Origin of the sequence: Planococcus notacanthi, assembly GCF_030407825.1 — a bacterium.
Classification (GTDB): domain Bacteria; phylum Bacillota; class Bacilli; order Bacillales_A; family Planococcaceae; genus Planococcus; species Planococcus notacanthi.
Map to the genome: position 1 here is coordinate 363,771 of NZ_JASDCQ010000003.1, position 18,753 is coordinate 382,523.

Sequence of the window (18,753 nt, forward strand, 5' to 3'; positions counted from 1 at the left end):
AAGAAAGGCCAAAAGCGAATTTTTTTCGCTTTGGGTCTTTCTTTTTGAAGCGATTATAACTTCACTCTGTTTATTTCGCTGTTAATTCCTCTTCGGTCGCCCATTTGTGATTGGTTATTAATTCACTGCCGGTCGTAGGGATTAAATCGATCATATAGACGATTGTGTCCTTGACCGAATCAATCGTAGCCGTTGCACCATCCATTCCCTCCATATGATTGAAAAAGTTTTGAAAACTGAATTTTCTCCATCATTTCTCGATAGTTTCTTTTTATAATCAACAGTAGAATAGTGGATTTTTCCAAGCTAGAAAATCGAAGGAAGCAGTGGCCCGGACAATGGGGTTATTGATTGGCCTGTCGAAAAAGACCGATTGGAAACTGGTACAGAATTGGTGGCGGACCACTGGTTACAAGATTTTCGCGATTAATGTAAGACGGTTGAAAGCGTAAAACGAAATTGGCTGTAAGATTCCAACAACATTCTTTTAACTGGGGGAGTGGGAATGAAAATTCAGGTCATCTGCGAAGACTGTGAGAGTATTGAAGAGTTTGATTCACCTAAGAAAGATGGAGAAGTTGGCATTCACTCAATCGAACAAAGTTTCAGAGTAGGTGTGAGTTGGAAGAACGAAGTGATTGAAAATTTTCAAGACGAGTTCATCGACAAGATAGGCAAGGCAAAATCGAATAAAGAAAGAAGGCGAATTCTGGAAGATGGGATTACAGAAAATGCGTTTTCAGAGACAATCGATTTTGAACTGAGTTTTACCTGTAGGGGATGTGGAAATCGGATTATCTTGAATGACTTTCATATGTTAGATTTGATGGGATTCTAAGTGATGCAGCTTTTTTGTAATATTTCTTTACGGCTGGGTCTATTAAGGAAAAAGGGAAATAGCCATTACAATGCGGACAGAATAAAATAAAAAACGTTGTGGAACATTTTCTTGATTAACATACGAGGGCTTATCGGAAGTTAGCGGCAAATACTAAATATAAATTCGAGGTTTCTATTAGCTGTGTCGAAAAAGGGCACCACGCATTTGTAATAATTAAAGCAAAGTGAAGCGCAACAATGATGCCCTCCATTAAAGCAGCCAATAAATATGATATTTTTCAATAAGTTATACTGAAGAAAAACAGATGTGAGGCGTATGAGATGAAACGGATACTGGCAGTAGGATTTGGCGGAATGGCGGGTTCGCTTTTGCGGGCGAGTGTTTATATGGCAGTCACGGGTGGGCTGGGGCTATGGATTGTCAATCTAGTTGGCAGTTTTCTGATCGGTGTGGCAGCAGTCCGTTTGAGTCGCCAGTCCGCGGAACTGCGCTTATTGGTATCGACAGGACTGCTGGGTTCATTTACGACGTTTTCTGCTTTCTCCGCTGATTGGTTCCATTACCTGGAGTCGTCCATCTGGTGGGGCGTAGCGTTTGCCGGGAGCATGACGGCGGCTTGCGTAGCGTCGGCAGCTGCTGGGCTGTGGGTCGGCAGGAAAGGAGTGGCGTCATGATCGGCATCGCAATAGGCGGATTTTCAGGGGCGATTACACGTTACTTTTTTTACTTGCTGATCGAGAGTAAAATGTGGCAGCCAAAAGCTGCAACTTGGCTGGTCAACAGCATCGGCTCATTTACGCTTGGCCTGTTTATCGGCAGCGGCAATTTATCGTCTTTCTGGATTACTGGTTTTCTCGGGGCCTTCACGACCTTTTCGACCATGGCTTTGGACATTGTCAAAGATCTGGAAGACGGCAAATGGCTGCACGCTGTCGGTTATGTTGGCGCAACTTTAGCTGGCGGCATTGGGCTGTTCAGCCTCGGCTATGTTTTAATTTGATAAATCTCTGAAACTCCTGCGGCGATTGCAGGAGTTTTTTTGTGAACGCCCACAAATTCTATCGAACGCTCATAAATCAGCAATAAAATAAAAATCCAGCCGCTTTTCAGAAATCCCGAAAAGCGGCTGGATTTATTTGACGATGATGACAGGGGACTGGACGCGTTTGGCCACTTTATGGCTGACGCTGCCCAGAACCATTTCCTGCAGCGCATTCAATCCGCGGCTGCCGATTAATACGACATCATAGCCGGTTTCATTGGCATGCTTGACGATGGTCGGTCCCGGAGCACCATGAAGTGTTTTGGTTTCAAACTCAACACCGGCTGAACGAAAGATTTCTTCAAGCGGTGCCAAGTGCTTGCGGCGTTCGAAGTGGACTTCGTCGCTGCTTTGGCCATGCAGGATTTCAGTTCGTGCTTTTTCATAATCAATAACGTACAGCAAGGTGACAAAAGCTTGTGGATTGGCTTTTGCCATCTTGACCGCTTCATGAGCGGCCCGTTTCGAATGGTCCGAACCGTCAGCTGCAACTAAAATTTTCTCGTACATGAAGCATCCCCCTTAGTGTGTACTCTTGCCTGCGTTACCGTATGTCGCCAATTTATCTACAAGTTTTTGGCTGGAAGCATTCAAACCGGTGATTTCAACGGTTTGCCCTTGGGCTTGAAGTTTATTCATCACCCGGTCGATGGCTCCTACGCCTGAATCGTCCCAGACGGTTGCATCGGAAAAGTCCAAAATGACTCCTTGGGACGGCTCCACCTGATCAAATGCAGAAACAAAGTCCTGGGAAGACGCAAAAAACAATTGTCCGTGTATGGTATATCTATTCGACGCATCGGACTCCAATCCTTCTTTGCGGACTTCCACTTTGGAAATCTTGGCAGCAAACAGGACTGCGCTTAAAATGACGCCGGCGAATACGCCTTTAGATAAATCATGTGTGTAAACGACAACAACGACAGTCAATAACATCACGACGGCATCTGATTTCGGAGCTGTCACCAAGTATTTGAAGGATCCCCAATCAAAGGTTCCGATGCATACCATCACCATGATTCCAGCTAGGACCGGCATCGGTATTTGGACGACCCAATTGCCAAGGACGATAATCAGGAACATCAGGAAAACCCCAGCGACAAACGTGGACAAACGACCACGGCCACCCGATTGGACGTTGATGCCGGACTGGCCAATCATTGCGCAGCCAGCCATGCCGCCGAAAAATCCAGTGATGATGTTGGCGATCCCTTGTCCGCGGGCTTCTTGGTTTTTATCCGATCCGGTTTCTGTAGCATCATCGAGGATCGATGCCGTCAGTAAAGACTCAAGCAAACCGATGATGGACAAAGCCAGTGCTGTCGGGAAAATAATTTGCAGCGTTTCGAAGTTGAACGGAACATTCGGGATGAAGAAACTTGGCAGGGTTTGGGAAATGGTGCCCAAACTGCCGACATTTTGCATGTCGATGCCGCTGTACATGACGACACCTGTCAACGCCAAAATGGCAATCAAAGGAGCCGGGATGCCTGTGAAGAACCGCGGCAGGATATAGACAATCGCTAACGTGATTCCCACAAACGCGTAAGTGATGGCATTGATGCCGAAAATGAACGGCACTTGTGCCATGAAAATCAGGATGGCCAGTGAATTGACAAAGCCGATCATGACAGCACGGGGGATGAATTTCATAAAGCGTGCGATTTTCAAAAAGCCGAAAATCAACTGCAGCACACCCGTCAGGATAGTGGCAGCCAACAGGTAATCCAGCCCGTGGTCACGGACCAGCAACACCATGGCCAATGCCATTGCACCGGTGGCGGCGGAGATCATAGCGGGCCGGCCGCCGACAAAGGAAATGATGACAGCGATGGAAAACGAAGCATACAAGCCAACCATTGGGTCGACTCCGGCAATGATGGAGAAAGCGATGGCTTCCGGAATAAGCGCAAGGGCTACCACAATTCCCGACAAAATGTCTCCGCGGATATTGCCAAACCATTGCTCTTTATAAGATAAGGTATTCAAACAAGTGCACTTCCTTCTATATAAAATGAATTGATGATTCTCTTTACTATGCTTGCTTAGCATAGCAGAGAGAATGGGGTAACATGACTCCTTACTCTCAAAGAAGTCCCGGGGCACAGCAACAGCTAAAACTGTATCACCTTTTTTTCAGAGTGTAAATATGCTTCATTCAAATCAGCGTTTGACTGTAATTGCAGAGGCATATATACTGAAGTTAACAATCAAATGCTCGTTTGAATGAAAGAGGTGGCAGTATGAAAGAATTGTGTGAAGTGACCAAAGTCAATCCGGAAGTGGTGGACCATGTACAGGAGCGTATGGCCGATTTGAGTGAAGTTGCCAACCTGTTCAAAGCGTTGGCAGATGAAACAAGGCTGAACATCGCGTATGCCTTAACGATAGAAGAAGAAATGTGCGTCTGTGACATTGCAGCAGTCATTGGCTCCTCCACAGCTACGGCTTCCCATCATTTGCGTTATTTGCGGGAGCGCGCCTTGGCGAAATCCGAGCGCAAAGGAAAACAGATTTATTATTCCTTGTCTGACGACCACGTTCGTCAATTGGTGACAATCGCTCATGAACACACGAAAGAAGGTGTGGAAAATGGTTAAAACCTATCGTCTTGAAAACTTGTCGTGCACCAGTTGTGCAGCCAAATTCGAAAAGAATGTCCGCGAATTGCCGGAAATCAGAAATGTCAATTTGAATTTTGGTGCCTCTAAATTGACGGTTGATGGAAATGTATCCATTGAAGCGCTTGAGAAAGCGGGAGCGTTTGATCATATCCGCGTCTATCCGGAAAAAGAAAAAGTAAAGCAAGTGCCATTTTACCAACGCCGCCAGACAATCGAAACAGCTTTCTCCCTGTTGTTGCTGATTGCAGGAATCATCGTTTCGTTCCAAGCGGGTGAAACACACCCTTGGTCGATTGCGCTCTTTGGCGGGTCTATGGCAATCGGCGGTTACCATATGTTCTGGACAGGGCTGAAAAACCTCAGCACATTCCAGTTTGATATGAAAACCTTGATGACGATTGCAATCATCGGTGCGGTGATCATCGGCGAATGGCGTGAAGGAGGGGTTGTCGTGTTCCTGTTCGCTGTCAGCGAAGCATTGGAGTCTTTCTCCATGAACAAAGCGCGCCAGTCGATCCGCAGCCTGATGGATCTGGCTCCGGCACGGGCATTGATTCAGCGCGACGGGGAATTAGCCGAAATGGATACGGAAGACATCCGTATTGGAGACATTCTACTTGTGAAGCCAGGACAAAAAATCGCTATGGACGGCACAGTCCTGCGCGGACAGTCCGCCGTCAACCAGGCAGCGATTACAGGAGAGTCGATTCCTGCAGTCAAAACGGTGGGAGATGAAGTTTTTGCCGGTACGATAAATGATGAAGGGGCGCTTGAAGTCACTGTCACAAAGCGTGTCGAAGATACAACCATTGCGAAGATCATCCATCTCGTCGAAGAAGCGCAGGCTGAAAAAGCACCGACACAGAAATTCATCGATCAGTTTGCCAAATATTATACACCGGCGATCATCGCCATCGCCTTTTTGGTTGCATTGGTGCCTGGCTTTATAACGGGGAACTGGGAGTTGTGGGTGTACCAAGGCTTGGCAGTTCTGGTCGTTGGATGTCCATGTGCACTGGTCGTCTCCACTCCAGTAGCTATTGTGACGGCCATCGGCAATGCTGCGCGCCAAGGTGTGCTCATTAAAGGCGGCGTTCATTTGGAAGAAACGGGCCGTATCAATGCGGTCGCTTTTGATAAAACGGGAACATTGACCAAAGGGTATCCGGAAGTGACAGATGTTCTAGTCCAAGGGACTGTCACGAAAGAAGAGTTGTTGAAACTTGCGGCATCGGTGGAAGCCATGTCGCAGCATCCTTTGGCGAGAGCCATTACAAAAGAAGCGGCAGGTGTTTATGCTTCTGAAAACTTCAATTCCGTAACAGGCAAAGGCGCTTATGCAGATGTCAATGAAGAAACTATCTCTGTCGGCAGCCTGACTTGGGCCGAAGAGAAGGGCTTACACATTCCGGAAAAAGCGCGTAAACTGCAGAAGAGCGGAAAATCCGTCACTGCTGTATTTTCAGAAACAACTTTACTGGGCATCATCGCAGTAGCGGATGCCATCCGTACAGAAAGCCCTTCTATCATTCAGAAACTGAAAGCGATGGGCATCAATCAGACCATCATGCTGACGGGGGACCATCCTGCAACAGCCAAGGCTATTGCAGCGGAAATTGGTGTAACCGATGTTCGCGCTGGGTTGATGCCTGAAGATAAACTGTCAGCGATTAAAGGCTTGCAACAACAATATGGCCGTGTAGCGATGGTCGGTGATGGCATTAACGATGCACCGGCTCTTGCTGCATCAAATATCGGCATTGCTATGGGTGGAGCTGGGACAGATGCAGCTCTGGAAACAGCGGATATCGCATTGATGGCTGACGATTTGGAGAAATTGCCTTATACGATTCGACTCAGCCGAAAGACATTGCGTATAATAAAAGAAAATATCGTCTTTGCATTGGGGCTCAAGATCCTTGCATTGCTTTTGATCATCCCAGGTTGGTTAACCTTATGGATTGCGATTTTCGCAGATATGGGTGCCACCTTATTGGTGGTTTTGAATGCATTGCGTCTTGTGAAAGTCCAGAAGTAAGGTAGGTTTGGAGGGTAACCATTGAAATTAACAGAGTGGACAATGGAAGAACAAGAACAGCTGATTCATTTTATGACAACGAATTCATGGCCATTTCACGGTCACGAACATCCGGTCCGCGCCTTGATTGAGAAGACCATCGAAGAAGGCGGATATAAATCAGATCAAGTCACGACTTTTTGGATAGAAAACGAGGAAAGCCTGCAAGTGGGCTTAGTCAAAATCTTTGACCTGCAGGATGATATCCCGCTTTTCGATTTGCGGATTGCAGATCCGTACCGCAATAAAGGTTACGGCCCGAAGGCGTTGAAAATGGTTGCTGACTTCGTCTTTTCATTGCCGGAAAAGAAAATCCGTCTGGAAGGCAATACGCGTCATGACAATTTTGCAATGCGCAAAGCTTTTGAACGGACAGGATTTGTCAAAGAAGCACATATGCGGCAAGCCTGGTTTTCTCCGCGGGAAAACCGCTATTACGATGCCGTAACTTATGGGATGACGCGCGAAGATTGGCAGGCTGGCATCACGACACCGGTCCTGTGGGATGATGCGGTGGTGGAAGCGAAAGAACCGCCTTTCAATCCGGTATTGCTCGATTTTCCGGAAGAATTCGAATCGGAACGCCTGCTGATACGGGCGCCAAGAAGAGAAGATGCACAGGCGAGCTATGAAGCGGTTGTGCATTCATTGGAAGCTTTTCGCCCCTGGTTGCCATTTGCGCAACAGGAGCCGGATCTTGCAGAAACGGAAGCGACGCTGATTGAAGCTGAGGCGAATTTCAAATTGCGCAAGGATCTGCGTCTGCATTTCTTTTTGAAAGAAACCGGGCAATTTATCGGTTCTACAGGGCTTCACCGGATTGATTGGGAAGTGCGGAAATTTGAAATCGGCTATTGGGTCGATAACCGTTATGAAGGCAAAGGCTACGTCACGGAAGCAGTTGAGCGCATTACTCGATTTGCTTTTGAGGAGTTGGAGGCCAATCGGGTTGAAATCCGTTGCGATCCGGACAATGTCCGCAGCCGCGCAGTAGCCAACCGCCTGGATTTCGAGCTGGAAGGCATCTTGCGCAATGATACGATTTCTAAAGTAGGAAATAAACTTCGGGATACATGCATCTACGCCAAAGTCCGTCAATAAAGTGTATGGAGTTCCCTGACACTGAAAAGCAGGAAGGAAAATCACTAACTTTTCCTTCCTGCTTTTCCTATGGGGTTGTTGAATAACAGACATAAAGAAAGGGTTGTCCCAACAGCCATTTACAATGACTGTTGAAACAACCCTGTTGTTTAATTAACGCTGTGGCTATACGCCCTTACGTCCAGTTACTAAATTGATAACTAAAACGATTGCAGCAATAATTAAAAGAATGTGTATAAGTCCGCCTGCTACGTCCATTAAGAATCCGATAAGCCATACTACAATAATGACTGCTAAGATAATCCAAAGAATACGTCCCATGTTTTTCACCTGCCCTTTCGATAATAACTATTTTGCTTATAGTAATAACTACCCTGACAGTATTTAGCTTAAACCTTTCTGAAAAAACGGACTGTTTTAAGGACGGCAAGTCCAGTTGTTTCAATGATGGCGGTATAGTAAACTGAACATAGCTACGTGAGGGAGGAAAGAACTTTGCCTACTCCAAGTATGGAAGACCATATTGAAATCATTTATTCATTAATTGAGCAAAAGGGCTATGCGCGTGTTTCGGATATCGCGGAGGCCTTATCTGTGCTGCCTTCTTCTGTCACTAAAATGGTGCAGAAGCTGGATAAAGACGGCTACTTGATATACGAACGCTACAGAGGACTGGTTTTGACGCCAAGGGGCCAGAAGCTGGGCAAACGCCTATTGGAGCGGCACAGCCTGCTTGAACAATTTCTTCGGTTGATCGGTGTAGATGAAGAACGGATCTACGGGGATGTTGAAGGAATCGAGCACCATTTAAGCTGGAATTCAATCGATCGGATTGCCGATTTGGTCCAACTGTTGGAAGAAAGCCCGGATTTTATGGAAAAGCTGGAACAGCTGAATAAAGAAGAAAAAGATAGTTAAGAGAAATAGGAGGAGCTAATTATGGCTTTACACCCAGGATTGAAAGCGACATTGCAAGTGAAAGACCGTTCAACGTCTCAGTGGATTTTATCGGATGGTTCAGGCGACGAAGTAATGATGAACGCATCAGAAATAGAAGAAGGTCAGGAAATCGGAGAAGAAATTGAAGTCTTCCTTTACCGCAACCGCCAAGGAGGCGTTTCGGCAACACCGATGATTCCTCATATTCTGCCAAGTGAATATGGCTGGGCAAAAGTATTGAAAGTTTCTCCACGTGAAGGTGCAGTAGTGGATATTGGTACGACTCGTGAAGTGTATCTGCTGCCGGCTGATCTTCCGCAAATCATGGAATTGTGGCCGAAGCAAGGCGACCATATTTTCATGACGCTTCGGACAGACCGCCATGGCGATTTATACGGACGCCTGGCAACGGAAGAAAAAGTATTGGAATTGATGCAGCCTGCACCAGAAACCGCTTTTAATCAAAACCTGCAGGCACGCGCTTACCGGTTGTTGCCAGTCGGGACCTTTATGCTATCGGTTCCTGAAATGTACCGTATTTTTATTCACGAAACAGAACGCCATGAAGAACCGCGCCTTGGGGAAGAAAAAACTGTCCGCATCATCGATGTAAAAGACGATGGCACACTTAACGGCTCGTTGCTTCCAAGAAAACAGGAACGTTTGGCAGATGACGCGGAAGAAATCATGCGTTATCTCGAAGAATCGGGCGGCAAGATGCCATTCACCGATAAATCTTCTCCGGACGAAATCCAGGAAATTTTCGGCATGAGCAAAGCGGCATTCAAGCGTGCACTTGGCAAATTGTATAAAAATCGCCAAATTATCCAGGAAGATGGCTGGACCAAGTCAACGAAGTAAAGGAACCTTTTCAAATTGATTTCGTATTAATTTGGAGAAAGGGGCAATATACTAATGAAAAAATTACTCACTGCCATAGCATTACTGTTTACGCTATCTGCTGTTTTGCCATCACACAGTTCGGCAAATGTCGGCATCAACGAAAAATTCGGTCTGCCGATCGTGGTTTACGGAGGCAATTTATCAGCAGATGAAAAAGCAACTGTTGCTGAAAGCCTGGATGTAGCTGGAGAAGTGGATGTAGAAGAAATTGAAGTGACGGGCCAGGATCTGATCAAGTACATTAAAGATGGCGATTCTCGTGCCAATATGTATTCATCTGCAAAAATCACGCGCAAAGATGAAGGTGCTGGACTGGTGATTGAAATTGTAACGCCTGACAACATTACTCAGGTAACCTCTGAAATGTACGGCAATGCCATGCTGACTGCGGGTATTGAAAATGCTACCGTGGAAGTGGCAGCACCCAAAGCGGTAACTGGCCACTCGGCACTTGTAGGGATCTATAAAGCCTATGAAGTAAATGGTGAAGAGCTCGACCCGGAACGGACAGACGTCGCAAATGACGAATTGACCGTTGCAACGGAACTTGCAGACGGCGGCGTGGAAGACGCTAAAGTCAGCGAATTGTTAACTGAAATCAAAAAACAGATTGCTGAACAGAATCCAGCTTCGCGTGAAGAAGTGGAGCAGATTGTGGAGGAGCAATTGAGTAAGCTCCAAATTGAACTGAGCCCGGAAGACCGCCAATTGTTGGTGGATTTGATGGACCGCATTCGTAAGCTTGATATCGATTTTTCCAAATGGTCCACACAATTAGAAGATTTGAGTAAGACCATCGAAGACAAAATCGGCAAAGTCGTCAATGATGAAGGCTTTTGGGAAAGTGTAAAAACTTTCTTCAGAAATCTTGCTGATACTGTCCGCGGCTGGTTGAATTAATTTGAACAGGCAAGTCCCATTTATGGGGCTTGCCTGTTTTTGGTTTAAAGTGTGATAGCTTGCGCGTGTGAAAAGACAGTGATAATATGAAATTAATATCTCGAATTCAAGATAATTAGGAGGAAATTGATATGAAATTAGAAGGAATTCACCATGTTTCAGCTTTAACAGCCAACGTCGATGCCAATCATGACTTTTTTACACGGATCTTAGGAATGCGTTTAGTGAAAAAAAGCGTTAACCAAGACAATCCGTCATCCTATCATTTATTTTATGCAGATGCGGTCGGAACCCCAGGCACAGATATGACGTACTTTGATATTCCAATGGCTGGACGTACGCATCCAGGTGTTTCGAGCATCAGCAATACGGCGTTCCGCGTAAAAAATGAAGGAGCGTTGGATTATTGGCTCGCGCGTTTTGATGAATTTGAAGTTCCACACGGAAAAATTGAACAGCGTTTTAATCGTCCAACTTTGACTTTCCAGGATTTCGAAGGTTCCAGATTAATGCTGGTTGTTGATGATGGGAGTGGCATTGAGCATGGTATCCCTTGGACAAAAGCCGGTATTCCCGAAGAGTTCGCCATTGTCGGATTAGGCCATGTACGCTTGACGGTCCGAAAAAGCGATAAAACAGCTGCCGTTCTGACAGATATTATGGGGTTTGAACAAATTGGCCATTATCCGTCCACAGTAGACGGGCAAAAAGATATTTTAGTCTTTTCGACAGGAAAAGGCGGTCCCGCTGGCGAAATACACTTAGAGGAACGTTCAGACCTACCGCCCGAAAGACCGGGACGAGGCAGCGTCCACCATGTGGCGTTCCGTGTCAAAACGTACGAAGACTACAGCAAATGGAATGAATACTTGCGTTCCAATGGTTTTATGACTTCCGGAGAAGTAGACCGCTATTATTTCAAAGCGATATATTTCCGTGAGCCTAATGGCATTCTTTTTGAATTGTCAACAGATGAGCCAGGCTTTGCAACGGACGAACCGATGGACGCTTTAGGACGAACCTTGGCATTGCCTCCGTTTTTAGAGCCTAAACGTGCTCAAATCGAAGCATCTCTTCGTCCGTTGAGTATTAATCAATGAATAGGAGGAGAATGGAAATGGATTTTAAATTAATCGAATTAGGCAGTGACGAATTTGCGTATCGGCTTGAAGAAGAAGGCCAAACAAAAGCGGAAATTACGTGGACGGAACTAGCGAATGTTATGGTCATTGAACATACCTTTGTAGACGAATCAATGCGCAATCAGGGACTTGCCAAAAAACTATTAGATCGGGCGGCCGACTATGCCCGTGAAAACAGCTTTAAAATGGAGCCGGTTTGTTCTTATGCTGTAACGGCTTTTGACCGCTATAAAGAATACGATGACGTTAAAATATAAAGGACCTACACTTTGGTGAAGGTTTTCGGCTTTGCTGAATTTTTTAGGCACGCAAAAAGCAATCCTCTATCAGTTGAGTGGATTGCTTTTGCTATGTTATACATATGTAATTGATCATTCGTTACCTCCGTTTTTAAATGCTTGTCATAAAGAATACAATGGCAGTTAAAATTGAAGCTCCTCCAACACCATACATAAAATCAGCTTGACTAAAAATTAGATTTTTTTCCATTTTTTAGAACTCCTTTCAAATCTTTGTTATTAATATTCTACCCTTTTGGAACGTCATTAAACATTTTTTTGACAAAAGTCTATTGCTTCATCTACTCGGAATGCTGGACAGTCTTTACAGGTTTTATTAGTTTTTTTAAGGGAACAGAATAATTAAGTAACCAAATCCTTATTTGTACGTATACTGATAAGAGACTATAGGAAGAGGTGGAATGAATGAATCAAGAAACAGTTAACAGAGCGGGAGAAAAAGTGCTCGGGATCATCGGCATCGTCTTTAACATTTTAGCAATTGCCTTAATCGGATTTGGAATGGCGAGTTATTCGAGTGTTCAAGGTACACCGGAGTTCCAACAATATATAGAAGACGAAATTATGGCAGATCCTGCATTCTCCAATCCGGAAGAAGCACAAATGGTTATTGATATGATGTCTTCAAGCTTCAATATTGTAGGATGGGTATTAATTGCGCTGTTGGCGTTAAGTACAATTTTCGCTATTGTTGCTTTGGTCAATCTCCGTAAACGAGGAAAAGCGTCTATGGCAGGAGTCTTCTTTATTCTTGCCGGATTATTTGCCGGACTTCTATCGTTAACATCTATCTTGTTCTATATTGCCGCTATTATGTGCTTTGTCCGCAAACCGCGTGCATCAAACAATCAAAACTTGCGCGATGATGACTTCAAGTACCAGGAAGATCAGCTGCGCCGCAAAGAAGAATCCGTTCGTCGAGAAGATGAATTGCGCCGCGATGACACAACCACAACACGCAATGACGACGATACACCCTATCGTCCGTTGTAAGTGAATGAGCTTTAAAAGAACGAATAGGCACCTTGGCAATAGTTGCCAAGGTGCCTATTTTGATGAGTACACAAAAAACAGCTGCCTATAAAGCAGTGGCAGCTGTTTTCAAATTGTAAACGTATTTGGCTGTTTGCAGTGGATGGCCTTCGAATAATTCCTCGAACTCTTCCAGCAGCTCGAAGCCGTTTGCTTCATAAAAGTTGCGGCCTTTACTGTTTTCGCTTTCGACATAAACAAAGAGCTGGTTGCCGTTGAGCAGATAGCTCAAACCGCTGTTCAACAATTGTTTGCCATAACCCGAGCGCTGGAATTCGGGTTTCATATAGATGGCAATCAATTCGGCATCGCCATCTTCATCGACTTTCGTGAAGTTGGCGAAGCCGACGGGCTGGCCTTCATGTTCCGCAAGCAATATGATTGTTCTCTTTAAACGCATCTCCATCATCGGAGTAGAATAGGATTTATCTAAAAAGCTTTGTTGGATGGTAGAGGGAATGATTCCGGCATACGTATCATTCCAGCTAACTTTGGCAATCTCTTGAACAGATGCAATATCTGCAGATGTACCGGTACGAATCATGTAATCACCTCTAAATTCTTTTTGTAATCATATCAAAAATACAGCCCAATAGCCACTAATGTGGAATAATAGAAACAAAAGGAGGGTGCTGAATATGGACTGGAAGACCTATTATTTCGAAGAGTTGACGGCAAAAAAACTATATGAGGTACTGAAGCTGCGAGTTGATGTATTTGTAGTGGAACAAAACTGTCCATACCCCGAGCTGGACAACCTGGATCAGCAATCCATTCATTTGCTTTACAGTGAAGATGGGGTCATCCAAGCCTATGCACGTCTAGTCCCAGGTGGTGTAAAGTACGACCTGCCATCCATTGGCAGAGTCATTGTCCGACAAGAAGCCAGAGGACGCGGATTGGCCAAGCAACTGCTTGAACACAGTATTAATTACATACTAACCGAGTGGAAGGCACCGGCAATTCAACTGCAGGGGCAAGTCTATCTTCAGGAGTTTTACCAATCTTTCGGATTCCAACCGATTTCTGAAAGCTATGACGAAGACGGCATTCCGCATGTGGATATGAAATTAACGGACAGCAAAATGTAATACTTTTGACATACAATAAAGGATTAGCTTCATACAAAAAGGGTAAATATATTGTAATAACCAAATTGATTGATGAAGGAGTGCTGTAAATGGCAAGAGGAAGAGGTCTCTTATTAGCAGGATTAGCTGCGGGAGCATATGCATATTTCAAAAACCCTGAAAACCGCGAAAAAGCCACAAAGGCTTTTAATGAAGCGAAAGTGAAGGTGAACTCTTACATGGAATCACAAAACCTGGATAAAGACGGCAACCCGATTTCAAAAACCATGGATACGCCAAGCACTACCGAAAAACGTGAAAACAAAATGGTCGCTGAAGGCGGAGCTTCCGCAAGTGTCCAGTATTACAACGAGCAGCAACAGAAAAAACAGGACAAAGAGAAGGATGACGTAAAATTATCATCAAACGATGTCGGCAGCGAAAAAGCTGAAAATACGGCATCAGCATCTCCGGAAAATAAAATAAGCACAGATAACTTATAAGAAAAAGGATGGTCCAGGACCATCCTTTTTACTGCCGATTATTCTTTCTTAACCGTCAACCAATTCAATAAAGCAATTGCCAATAAGAGAAGGCTGCTGACGATAAATCCATGATTGGGGCTTAAAGCAAATGCTCCTGTAATGCTTGAGCCAGCAACAACACCGATGGAAAAGAACGCGTAAAAATACCCATAAGCCCGTCCGCGCGATGCTTCATCCGTTGAATCAATCAACAGTGAATTGATTGAAGGGAACAGCAGAGCAAAGCCGATTCCATACGTACACATGCTAGCGTACAATAGGGATTCAATGGATGCTGCACTCAAAAAAAGCAGCGATGCACCCATCACAGTAAAGCCGGCGATTAAAGTATAGATAGGTTTTGTGACATCAAAAATGCGATTGATGGGGAGCAGAAAAACCAGAATAGCTGAAATTCCGAAAACGCTTAACAACAGACCGCTCAGCTGAGAATCCAAACCAAGCGCTTCGACTTTGAGCGGCAGCATATAGGCCAAAACCCCTTGGGAAAACATCAGAAAGAATGCGCCTGAAAAAGAGCGGATCAACCCTTTGTTCTTCAGAACATCCATGAGCGCGACAGTTTTCCTGGCCGTTTTGTTTTTGGTTATGGCTGTTTGCCGCAACAAGAAAAATGCAGCTATGCCAATCAGCAAAACCAGCATACCGGTAAGAAACATGGTTTGTGGAACGTCATTGCGGCTGGTATATACTGCGCCGTAAGCCGGACCGACGATAGCGGCGAGCCCGACGAATGCACCCGACAACGCTGCGCCTTTTCCTCGTTTGGCGGTTTCTGTTCGATTGGCCAAATAAGTGAAGGCAGCGGGAACAGTCAGCCCTGCTGCAATTCCGTGGAAAAAGCGGATAGCTAACAGGCTATACGGCCCTTCTATCACTGAATAGCTGAATAATGCAAGGCTGGTAGATAATAAGCCAACCACTAAAATCTTAAAAGGTCCTTTGCGGTCGGAAAAAATACCGGAAATGACGTTTCCGAATGTATTGGAAAGCGAATACATGCCCACCGCCAATCCGGCGATAAAGGGACTGGCGCCTAAAGACACTGCATACGTGCTCATGATGGGCAGCTGGGCAAATAAATCAAAAAAAGCAAAGAAGATAATGAGATAAATAAAAATACGCAAGGCGGCTCCTACTTTCCTGAACAAATTGCAGTTTTCTGGATTTGTTCACCCTAAGGCAGGGACAAATGTAACTATAGCCGTATTATACCATCGGAGGTCTGATGATGAAAAAAGCAATGTTCATATTAAATCCATCCGCAGGAAAAGAACGCGCGTCCGAATACCGGGAGCAAGTAGAAGAAACGCTTGCATCCATGGGCTATGAAGTCGATACAAGAGAAACAGAAAAAGCGAAAGACGCCACGCATTTTGCAGCTGAAGCCTGTGAAAAGAAATATGATTTCGTTGTGGCAATGGGTGGCGATGGCACCATCAATGAGGCGGTATCAGGAATAGCAGAGCAAGAGCATCAACCTTTATTTTCCTTGATCCCTCTTGGTACCGTCAACGATTTTGCGCGTGCATTGGGAATTTCACTCGACCCGCCGGAAGCGATTGAAGCCCTTAAAACAGGATATGAAAAGCGCGTAGACATTGCCAAGGTTGGAGAGCATTTCTTCATGAATATATTGGCAATTGGTGACATCGCTGAGTCCACCTACGATGTTGATCCAGAGCAGAAAACCAAATTGGGAGCATTGGCCTATTTTATTGAAGGTGTTAAAGCCATCACAGCAGATACAGAAACATACTTTGAAATTGAGCATGATCATGGAACATGGTCCGGAGAAGCAAAACTGGTGTTGGTCGCATTGACCAATTCAGTAGGCGGCTTTGAGAAATTAGCCCCTGAAGCTTTAACGGATGACGGCCTGTTGCATCTATATATCGTGAAAAATGCAGCTCTGCCCGCATTTCTCCGCATTGCAACTTCGGTGCTAAGAGGGAAACTGGAAGAAGATCCGGCGGTGGAAGCGGTCCATACGACCAAAGTGTCTATTAAAACCAGTGAACCGATGTCCTGTAATATTGACGGTGACGAAGGATGTACGACTCCCTTCATGATTGAGGTATTGCCGCAGCATATACGTGCACTCATTCCACCCGATGATGCCGGGGAATAAAAAAATGGAATTCACCCTTTAAAGGGGCTGAAACGATGGCGTACGGAACAGGAATACAGGACAAGTCATTTTTCTGCTGTGGCTTGTTTTGTCATTCTGTTAAAATCGAGTTTTTAAAAGTAGGAATGGAACCTTTTTAAAACGATTTCGTTTAATATAGTATAAATTTTGTATTAAAACGTTACTGAAGGCGCAAGACTGTGTTTTTTATACTAGAGCAAATTACATAAAAAATATACAATAATAGCAGCATATCTCTATTATTTTGCGCTATTTCAGTATATAGTTGAGAGATGCAGCACAAACTTGTACAAAGAAAGACGGGGAAACGATGAATCTTATCACTGCACCATCTATACAAGAAACGATTTCAAAAATATTTATGAACGAGACAGAAAACTTAAACCAGGTTGAGGGATTGGATAAGTTTTTTGAAATTGAAACGCAATTGATGTATGAAATTCACCATTTGGAAAAAGAGCGGGCAAAAGAAACATTGAGAGAATTGATTGATATGCTTTCGCTTCGTCCAGAAAAAGATATCATCCGCTCTATCCGCAATTATTTCATCATCCTATCTTCCGTTATGGCACGTAAACTTTATGAAATGCGTGTACCACCTAAGAAAGCATTTGCCTTTAACTCCGCTTGCGTAGAGTTAGTGGACAAACATATGAACGACTCTGAATTCATGTTCGTTGCAGATGAGCTGATTGAATTTTTTGTATCGATCATTTCTGAACGCAAGCAACCTTCTTTCGGGCACCAAACAGTAAATAAAGTTGTTATTTACATCAATGACGAAGTAGAGCGTGATTTGTCCGTTGAAGAAATCGCCAAGCATTTCAATATTTCGACCAGCCATTTGTCGCGTATCTTCAGAGAACATGCCGGCATTACGCTTGTTGAATATTTGAATGTCCGTCGTGTGGAAGAGTCGCAATACTATCTTCGCCATTCGGATAAAGGCATTTCAGACATCTCCAAGCAGTTCCACTTCTGCAACCAAAGTTACTTTACGCGGATTTTTAAAAAATACACAGCCGTCACACCAAAGCAATTCCGTGACAGCCAGCACATTCCGTATTTCCGCTATACATTGCCGAATGCCAAGTAAGGAGAAGAAATTCTCCTTTTTTTCTTGCATACGAATAGGAAGAAGACATGCCGTAATTTCGTCACAAAAATGAAAAAATCCATCGGTCTTTTACTCACGGATTGAATTTTGCAGCGCTTATCGTTATACTTCTTAGTAGTTGAAAAAGGTGAAGGTGACTAATTTGAAAAAGAAAATTACATTATTGATGATGATGGCGGTAGCTGCTGTTTTATTGAGTGGATGTGCCGCTGTTGAAAACAAAGAAGGATTCTTTTATTCCATCTTTGTGAAGCCATTTGATTTCTCATTGGATTATTTAGGGGGATTGTTCGGCGGTAGTTATGGTATGGCTATTGTTGTAATTACCATTATTATCCGTTTGGTGTTAATGCCATTCATGCTGCGTACCTATAAACGCCAGCAAGGAATGAAAGTCAAGATGGATAAGATGCGTCCTGAAATGGAAGATATCCAAAAGCGTTTGAAAGAAACGAAAGATAAAGAAGAACAGATGAAATTGCAGCAGGAAATGATGGGACTTTACAAAAAGCATGAGGTAAACCCGTTGAACATGGGTTGTTTGCCTGTTGTTATCCAAATGCCGATCATCATGGGTCTTTATTTTGCCATTCTATACTCGCCAGATGTCCGTTCACACGAATTCCTATGGTTTAACCTGGGTTCACCGGATGTTATCATGACATTGATTGCTGGTGCGGTTTACTTCTTCCAAGCCAAAGTATCTTTGTGGACGATGCCAGAACAACAGCAAAAGCAGATGAAGCTGTTTGTTTACATTTCTCCAATTATGATTATGTTCATTTCATTCACATCGATGGCAGCTTTACCGGTTTACTGGGCAGTTGGAGGAATCTTGTTGATCATCCAAACATTCATCGGCCGTAAATTCTATTCGAATCATCCGGAAAAAGCGCTTGAAGCAGTAGAAGATAAAAAATAATTTAGAAGAGGCCGGCAAATATTGCCGGTTTTCTTTTTTGGGGAGAT

Annotated in this window: 23 protein-coding genes; 17 read left to right on the top strand and 6 right to left on the bottom strand. The window is 44.4% G+C overall.

Annotated features, from left to right (window positions below; all coding sequences use genetic code 11):
• Positions 1-70 precede the first annotated feature (70 nt).
• Positions 71-214: a DUF1541 domain-containing protein gene (locus QMA01_RS13095; protein ID WP_191715527.1), complete on the bottom strand. Its 144-nt coding sequence runs from the start codon at positions 212-214 to the stop codon at positions 71-73.
• A gap of 291 nt (positions 215-505) precedes the next feature.
• Between QMA01_RS13095 and QMA01_RS13100 the strand changes: the two genes are divergently transcribed.
• The 3 genes from QMA01_RS13100 to QMA01_RS13110 all read left to right on the top strand — a co-directional run bounded on the left by QMA01_RS13100 (position 506) and on the right by QMA01_RS13110 (position 1,841).
• On the top strand, positions 506-838 hold the full coding sequence (locus tag QMA01_RS13100; RefSeq protein ID WP_290215172.1) for a hypothetical protein: 333 nt from the start codon (positions 506-508) through the stop codon (positions 836-838).
• 323 nt (positions 839-1,161) lie between these two features.
• Positions 1,162-1,515 (top strand): fluoride efflux transporter FluC, encoded by a 354-nt coding sequence (locus QMA01_RS13105; RefSeq protein WP_290186771.1) that lies wholly within the window; start codon positions 1,162-1,164, stop codon positions 1,513-1,515.
• Positions 1,512-1,841, top strand: coding sequence for a fluoride efflux transporter FluC (locus tag QMA01_RS13110; protein ID WP_290186769.1), 330 nt, complete (start codon positions 1,512-1,514; stop codon positions 1,839-1,841). Before QMA01_RS13105 ends, QMA01_RS13110 begins: the two co-directional genes overlap by 4 nt.
• Before the next feature lie 132 nt (positions 1,842-1,973).
• Here the strand turns inward: QMA01_RS13110 and QMA01_RS13115 are convergent, their stop codons facing one another.
• Positions 1,974-2,393, bottom strand: a complete 420-nt coding sequence (locus tag QMA01_RS13115; protein ID WP_191715531.1) for a universal stress protein — start codon at positions 2,391-2,393, stop codon at positions 1,974-1,976.
• A 12-nt stretch (positions 2,394-2,405) separates the two neighbouring features.
• Complete coding sequence (locus QMA01_RS13120; protein ID WP_290215173.1) at positions 2,406-3,872, bottom strand: SulP family inorganic anion transporter; 1,467 nt, start codon at positions 3,870-3,872, stop codon at positions 2,406-2,408.
• A 254-nt stretch (positions 3,873-4,126) separates the two neighbouring features.
• On the opposite strand from QMA01_RS13120, the gene QMA01_RS13125 reads away from it, so the two are divergent.
• Genes QMA01_RS13125 through QMA01_RS13135 form a run of 3 tightly spaced genes read left to right on the top strand, consistent with a single transcriptional unit; the run spans position 4,127 to position 7,685 of the window.
• The gene (locus tag QMA01_RS13125; protein WP_191715533.1) at positions 4,127-4,483 is read left to right on the top strand and encodes an ArsR/SmtB family transcription factor; all 357 of its coding nucleotides are present in this window, start codon (positions 4,127-4,129) and stop codon (positions 4,481-4,483) included.
• The gene (locus tag QMA01_RS13130) at positions 4,476-6,545 is read left to right on the top strand and encodes a heavy metal translocating P-type ATPase (RefSeq protein WP_290215174.1); all 2,070 of its coding nucleotides are present in this window, start codon (positions 4,476-4,478) and stop codon (positions 6,543-6,545) included. Before QMA01_RS13125 ends, QMA01_RS13130 begins: the two co-directional genes overlap by 8 nt.
• Positions 6,546-6,566: 21 nt before the next feature.
• Positions 6,567-7,685, top strand: coding sequence for a GNAT family N-acetyltransferase (locus QMA01_RS13135; protein ID WP_290215175.1), 1,119 nt, complete (start codon positions 6,567-6,569; stop codon positions 7,683-7,685).
• Between the two features lie 165 nt (positions 7,686-7,850).
• Here the strand turns inward: QMA01_RS13135 and QMA01_RS13140 are convergent, their stop codons facing one another.
• Complete coding sequence (locus QMA01_RS13140; RefSeq protein ID WP_146558271.1) at positions 7,851-8,006, bottom strand: lmo0937 family membrane protein; 156 nt, start codon at positions 8,004-8,006, stop codon at positions 7,851-7,853.
• A gap of 174 nt (positions 8,007-8,180) precedes the next feature.
• Here QMA01_RS13140 and mntR point away from each other — a divergent pair, with 174 nt between their 5' ends.
• The 6 genes from mntR (at position 8,181) to QMA01_RS13170 (ending at position 12,861) form a co-directional block, all read left to right on the top strand.
• Positions 8,181-8,603 carry a transcriptional regulator MntR gene (gene mntR / locus QMA01_RS13145; RefSeq protein WP_290215176.1) on the top strand — a complete coding sequence of 141 codons (423 nt, stop codon included), beginning with the start codon at positions 8,181-8,183 and terminating at the stop codon, positions 8,601-8,603.
• A gap of 21 nt (positions 8,604-8,624) precedes the next feature.
• Positions 8,625-9,485: a CvfB family protein gene (locus tag QMA01_RS13150; RefSeq protein ID WP_203340441.1), complete on the top strand. Its 861-nt coding sequence runs from the start codon at positions 8,625-8,627 to the stop codon at positions 9,483-9,485.
• A 54-nt stretch (positions 9,486-9,539) separates the two neighbouring features.
• A complete protein-coding gene (locus tag QMA01_RS13155) occupies positions 9,540-10,427 on the top strand; it encodes a DUF1002 domain-containing protein (RefSeq protein ID WP_290215177.1) in 888 nt (295 codons plus the stop codon).
• A gap of 131 nt (positions 10,428-10,558) precedes the next feature.
• Positions 10,559-11,527 carry a ring-cleaving dioxygenase gene (locus tag QMA01_RS13160; protein WP_290215178.1) on the top strand — a complete coding sequence of 323 codons (969 nt, stop codon included), beginning with the start codon at positions 10,559-10,561 and terminating at the stop codon, positions 11,525-11,527.
• Between the two features lie 17 nt (positions 11,528-11,544).
• Positions 11,545-11,826, top strand: coding sequence for a GNAT family N-acetyltransferase (locus tag QMA01_RS13165; protein WP_191715540.1), 282 nt, complete (start codon positions 11,545-11,547; stop codon positions 11,824-11,826).
• 447 nt (positions 11,827-12,273) lie between these two features.
• Positions 12,274-12,861 (top strand): DUF4064 domain-containing protein, encoded by a 588-nt coding sequence (locus tag QMA01_RS13170; protein ID WP_203340437.1) that lies wholly within the window; start codon positions 12,274-12,276, stop codon positions 12,859-12,861.
• 85 nt (positions 12,862-12,946) lie between these two features.
• Here QMA01_RS13170 and QMA01_RS13175 read toward each other — a convergent pair whose 3' ends face one another.
• Positions 12,947-13,444 carry a GNAT family N-acetyltransferase gene (locus tag QMA01_RS13175; RefSeq protein WP_191715542.1) on the bottom strand — a complete coding sequence of 166 codons (498 nt, stop codon included), beginning with the start codon at positions 13,442-13,444 and terminating at the stop codon, positions 12,947-12,949.
• Between the two features lie 94 nt (positions 13,445-13,538).
• Between QMA01_RS13175 and QMA01_RS13180 the strand changes: the two genes are divergently transcribed.
• Entirely contained in the window at positions 13,539-13,991 is a 453-nt protein-coding gene (locus tag QMA01_RS13180; protein ID WP_290215179.1) for a GNAT family N-acetyltransferase, read from the top strand.
• 89 nt (positions 13,992-14,080) lie between these two features.
• The gene (locus QMA01_RS13185) at positions 14,081-14,473 is read left to right on the top strand and encodes a hypothetical protein (protein WP_290215180.1); all 393 of its coding nucleotides are present in this window, start codon (positions 14,081-14,083) and stop codon (positions 14,471-14,473) included.
• A gap of 38 nt (positions 14,474-14,511) precedes the next feature.
• On the opposite strand, the gene QMA01_RS13190 is transcribed toward QMA01_RS13185, so the two are convergent.
• Positions 14,512-15,642, bottom strand: a complete 1,131-nt coding sequence (locus tag QMA01_RS13190; RefSeq protein ID WP_290215181.1) for an MFS transporter — start codon at positions 15,640-15,642, stop codon at positions 14,512-14,514.
• Between the two features lie 101 nt (positions 15,643-15,743).
• On the opposite strand from QMA01_RS13190, the gene QMA01_RS13195 reads away from it, so the two are divergent.
• From QMA01_RS13195 to yidC, 3 genes are all read left to right on the top strand, one after another.
• Positions 15,744-16,646 carry a diacylglycerol/lipid kinase family protein gene (locus QMA01_RS13195; protein WP_238943195.1) on the top strand — a complete coding sequence of 301 codons (903 nt, stop codon included), beginning with the start codon at positions 15,744-15,746 and terminating at the stop codon, positions 16,644-16,646.
• Positions 16,647-16,977: 331 nt separating this feature from the next.
• A complete protein-coding gene (locus QMA01_RS13200) occupies positions 16,978-17,763 on the top strand; it encodes a helix-turn-helix domain-containing protein (RefSeq protein WP_191715546.1) in 786 nt (261 codons plus the stop codon).
• 163 nt (positions 17,764-17,926) lie between these two features.
• Complete coding sequence (gene yidC / locus QMA01_RS13205; protein WP_191715547.1) at positions 17,927-18,706, top strand: membrane protein insertase YidC; 780 nt, start codon at positions 17,927-17,929, stop codon at positions 18,704-18,706.
• Positions 18,707-18,753: the final 47 nt, after the last annotated feature.

Excerpts from the sequence above, each read along its gene's own strand:
- QMA01_RS13110 (WP_290186769.1), top strand. The coding sequence starts at position 1,512 with ATGATCGGCATCGCAATAGGCGGATTTTCAGGGGCGATTACACGTTAC.
- QMA01_RS13095 (WP_191715527.1), bottom strand. The coding sequence starts at position 214 with ATGGAGGGAATGGATGGTGCAACGGCTACGATTGATTCGGTCAAGGAC.
- QMA01_RS13170 (WP_203340437.1), top strand. The coding sequence starts at position 12,274 with ATGAATCAAGAAACAGTTAACAGAGCGGGAGAAAAAGTGCTCGGGATC.
- QMA01_RS13130 (WP_290215174.1), top strand. The coding sequence starts at position 4,476 with ATGGTTAAAACCTATCGTCTTGAAAACTTGTCGTGCACCAGTTGTGCA.
- QMA01_RS13200 (WP_191715546.1), top strand. The coding sequence starts at position 16,978 with ATGAATCTTATCACTGCACCATCTATACAAGAAACGATTTCAAAAATA.
- QMA01_RS13100 (WP_290215172.1), top strand. The coding sequence starts at position 506 with ATGAAAATTCAGGTCATCTGCGAAGACTGTGAGAGTATTGAAGAGTTT.
- QMA01_RS13150 (WP_203340441.1), top strand. The coding sequence starts at position 8,625 with ATGGCTTTACACCCAGGATTGAAAGCGACATTGCAAGTGAAAGACCGT.
- QMA01_RS13155 (WP_290215177.1), top strand. The coding sequence starts at position 9,540 with ATGAAAAAATTACTCACTGCCATAGCATTACTGTTTACGCTATCTGCT.
- QMA01_RS13105 (WP_290186771.1), top strand. The coding sequence starts at position 1,162 with ATGAAACGGATACTGGCAGTAGGATTTGGCGGAATGGCGGGTTCGCTT.
- QMA01_RS13175 (WP_191715542.1), bottom strand. The coding sequence starts at position 13,444 with ATGATTCGTACCGGTACATCTGCAGATATTGCATCTGTTCAAGAGATT.
- QMA01_RS13140 (WP_146558271.1), bottom strand. The coding sequence starts at position 8,006 with ATGGGACGTATTCTTTGGATTATCTTAGCAGTCATTATTGTAGTATGG.
- QMA01_RS13125 (WP_191715533.1), top strand. The coding sequence starts at position 4,127 with ATGAAAGAATTGTGTGAAGTGACCAAAGTCAATCCGGAAGTGGTGGAC.
- QMA01_RS13185 (WP_290215180.1), top strand. The coding sequence starts at position 14,081 with ATGGCAAGAGGAAGAGGTCTCTTATTAGCAGGATTAGCTGCGGGAGCA.
- QMA01_RS13180 (WP_290215179.1), top strand. The coding sequence starts at position 13,539 with ATGGACTGGAAGACCTATTATTTCGAAGAGTTGACGGCAAAAAAACTA.
- QMA01_RS13115 (WP_191715531.1), bottom strand. The coding sequence starts at position 2,393 with ATGTACGAGAAAATTTTAGTTGCAGCTGACGGTTCGGACCATTCGAAA.
- QMA01_RS13195 (WP_238943195.1), top strand. The coding sequence starts at position 15,744 with ATGATGAAAAAAGCAATGTTCATATTAAATCCATCCGCAGGAAAAGAA.
- QMA01_RS13165 (WP_191715540.1), top strand. The coding sequence starts at position 11,545 with ATGGATTTTAAATTAATCGAATTAGGCAGTGACGAATTTGCGTATCGG.
- QMA01_RS13160 (WP_290215178.1), top strand. The coding sequence starts at position 10,559 with ATGAAATTAGAAGGAATTCACCATGTTTCAGCTTTAACAGCCAACGTC.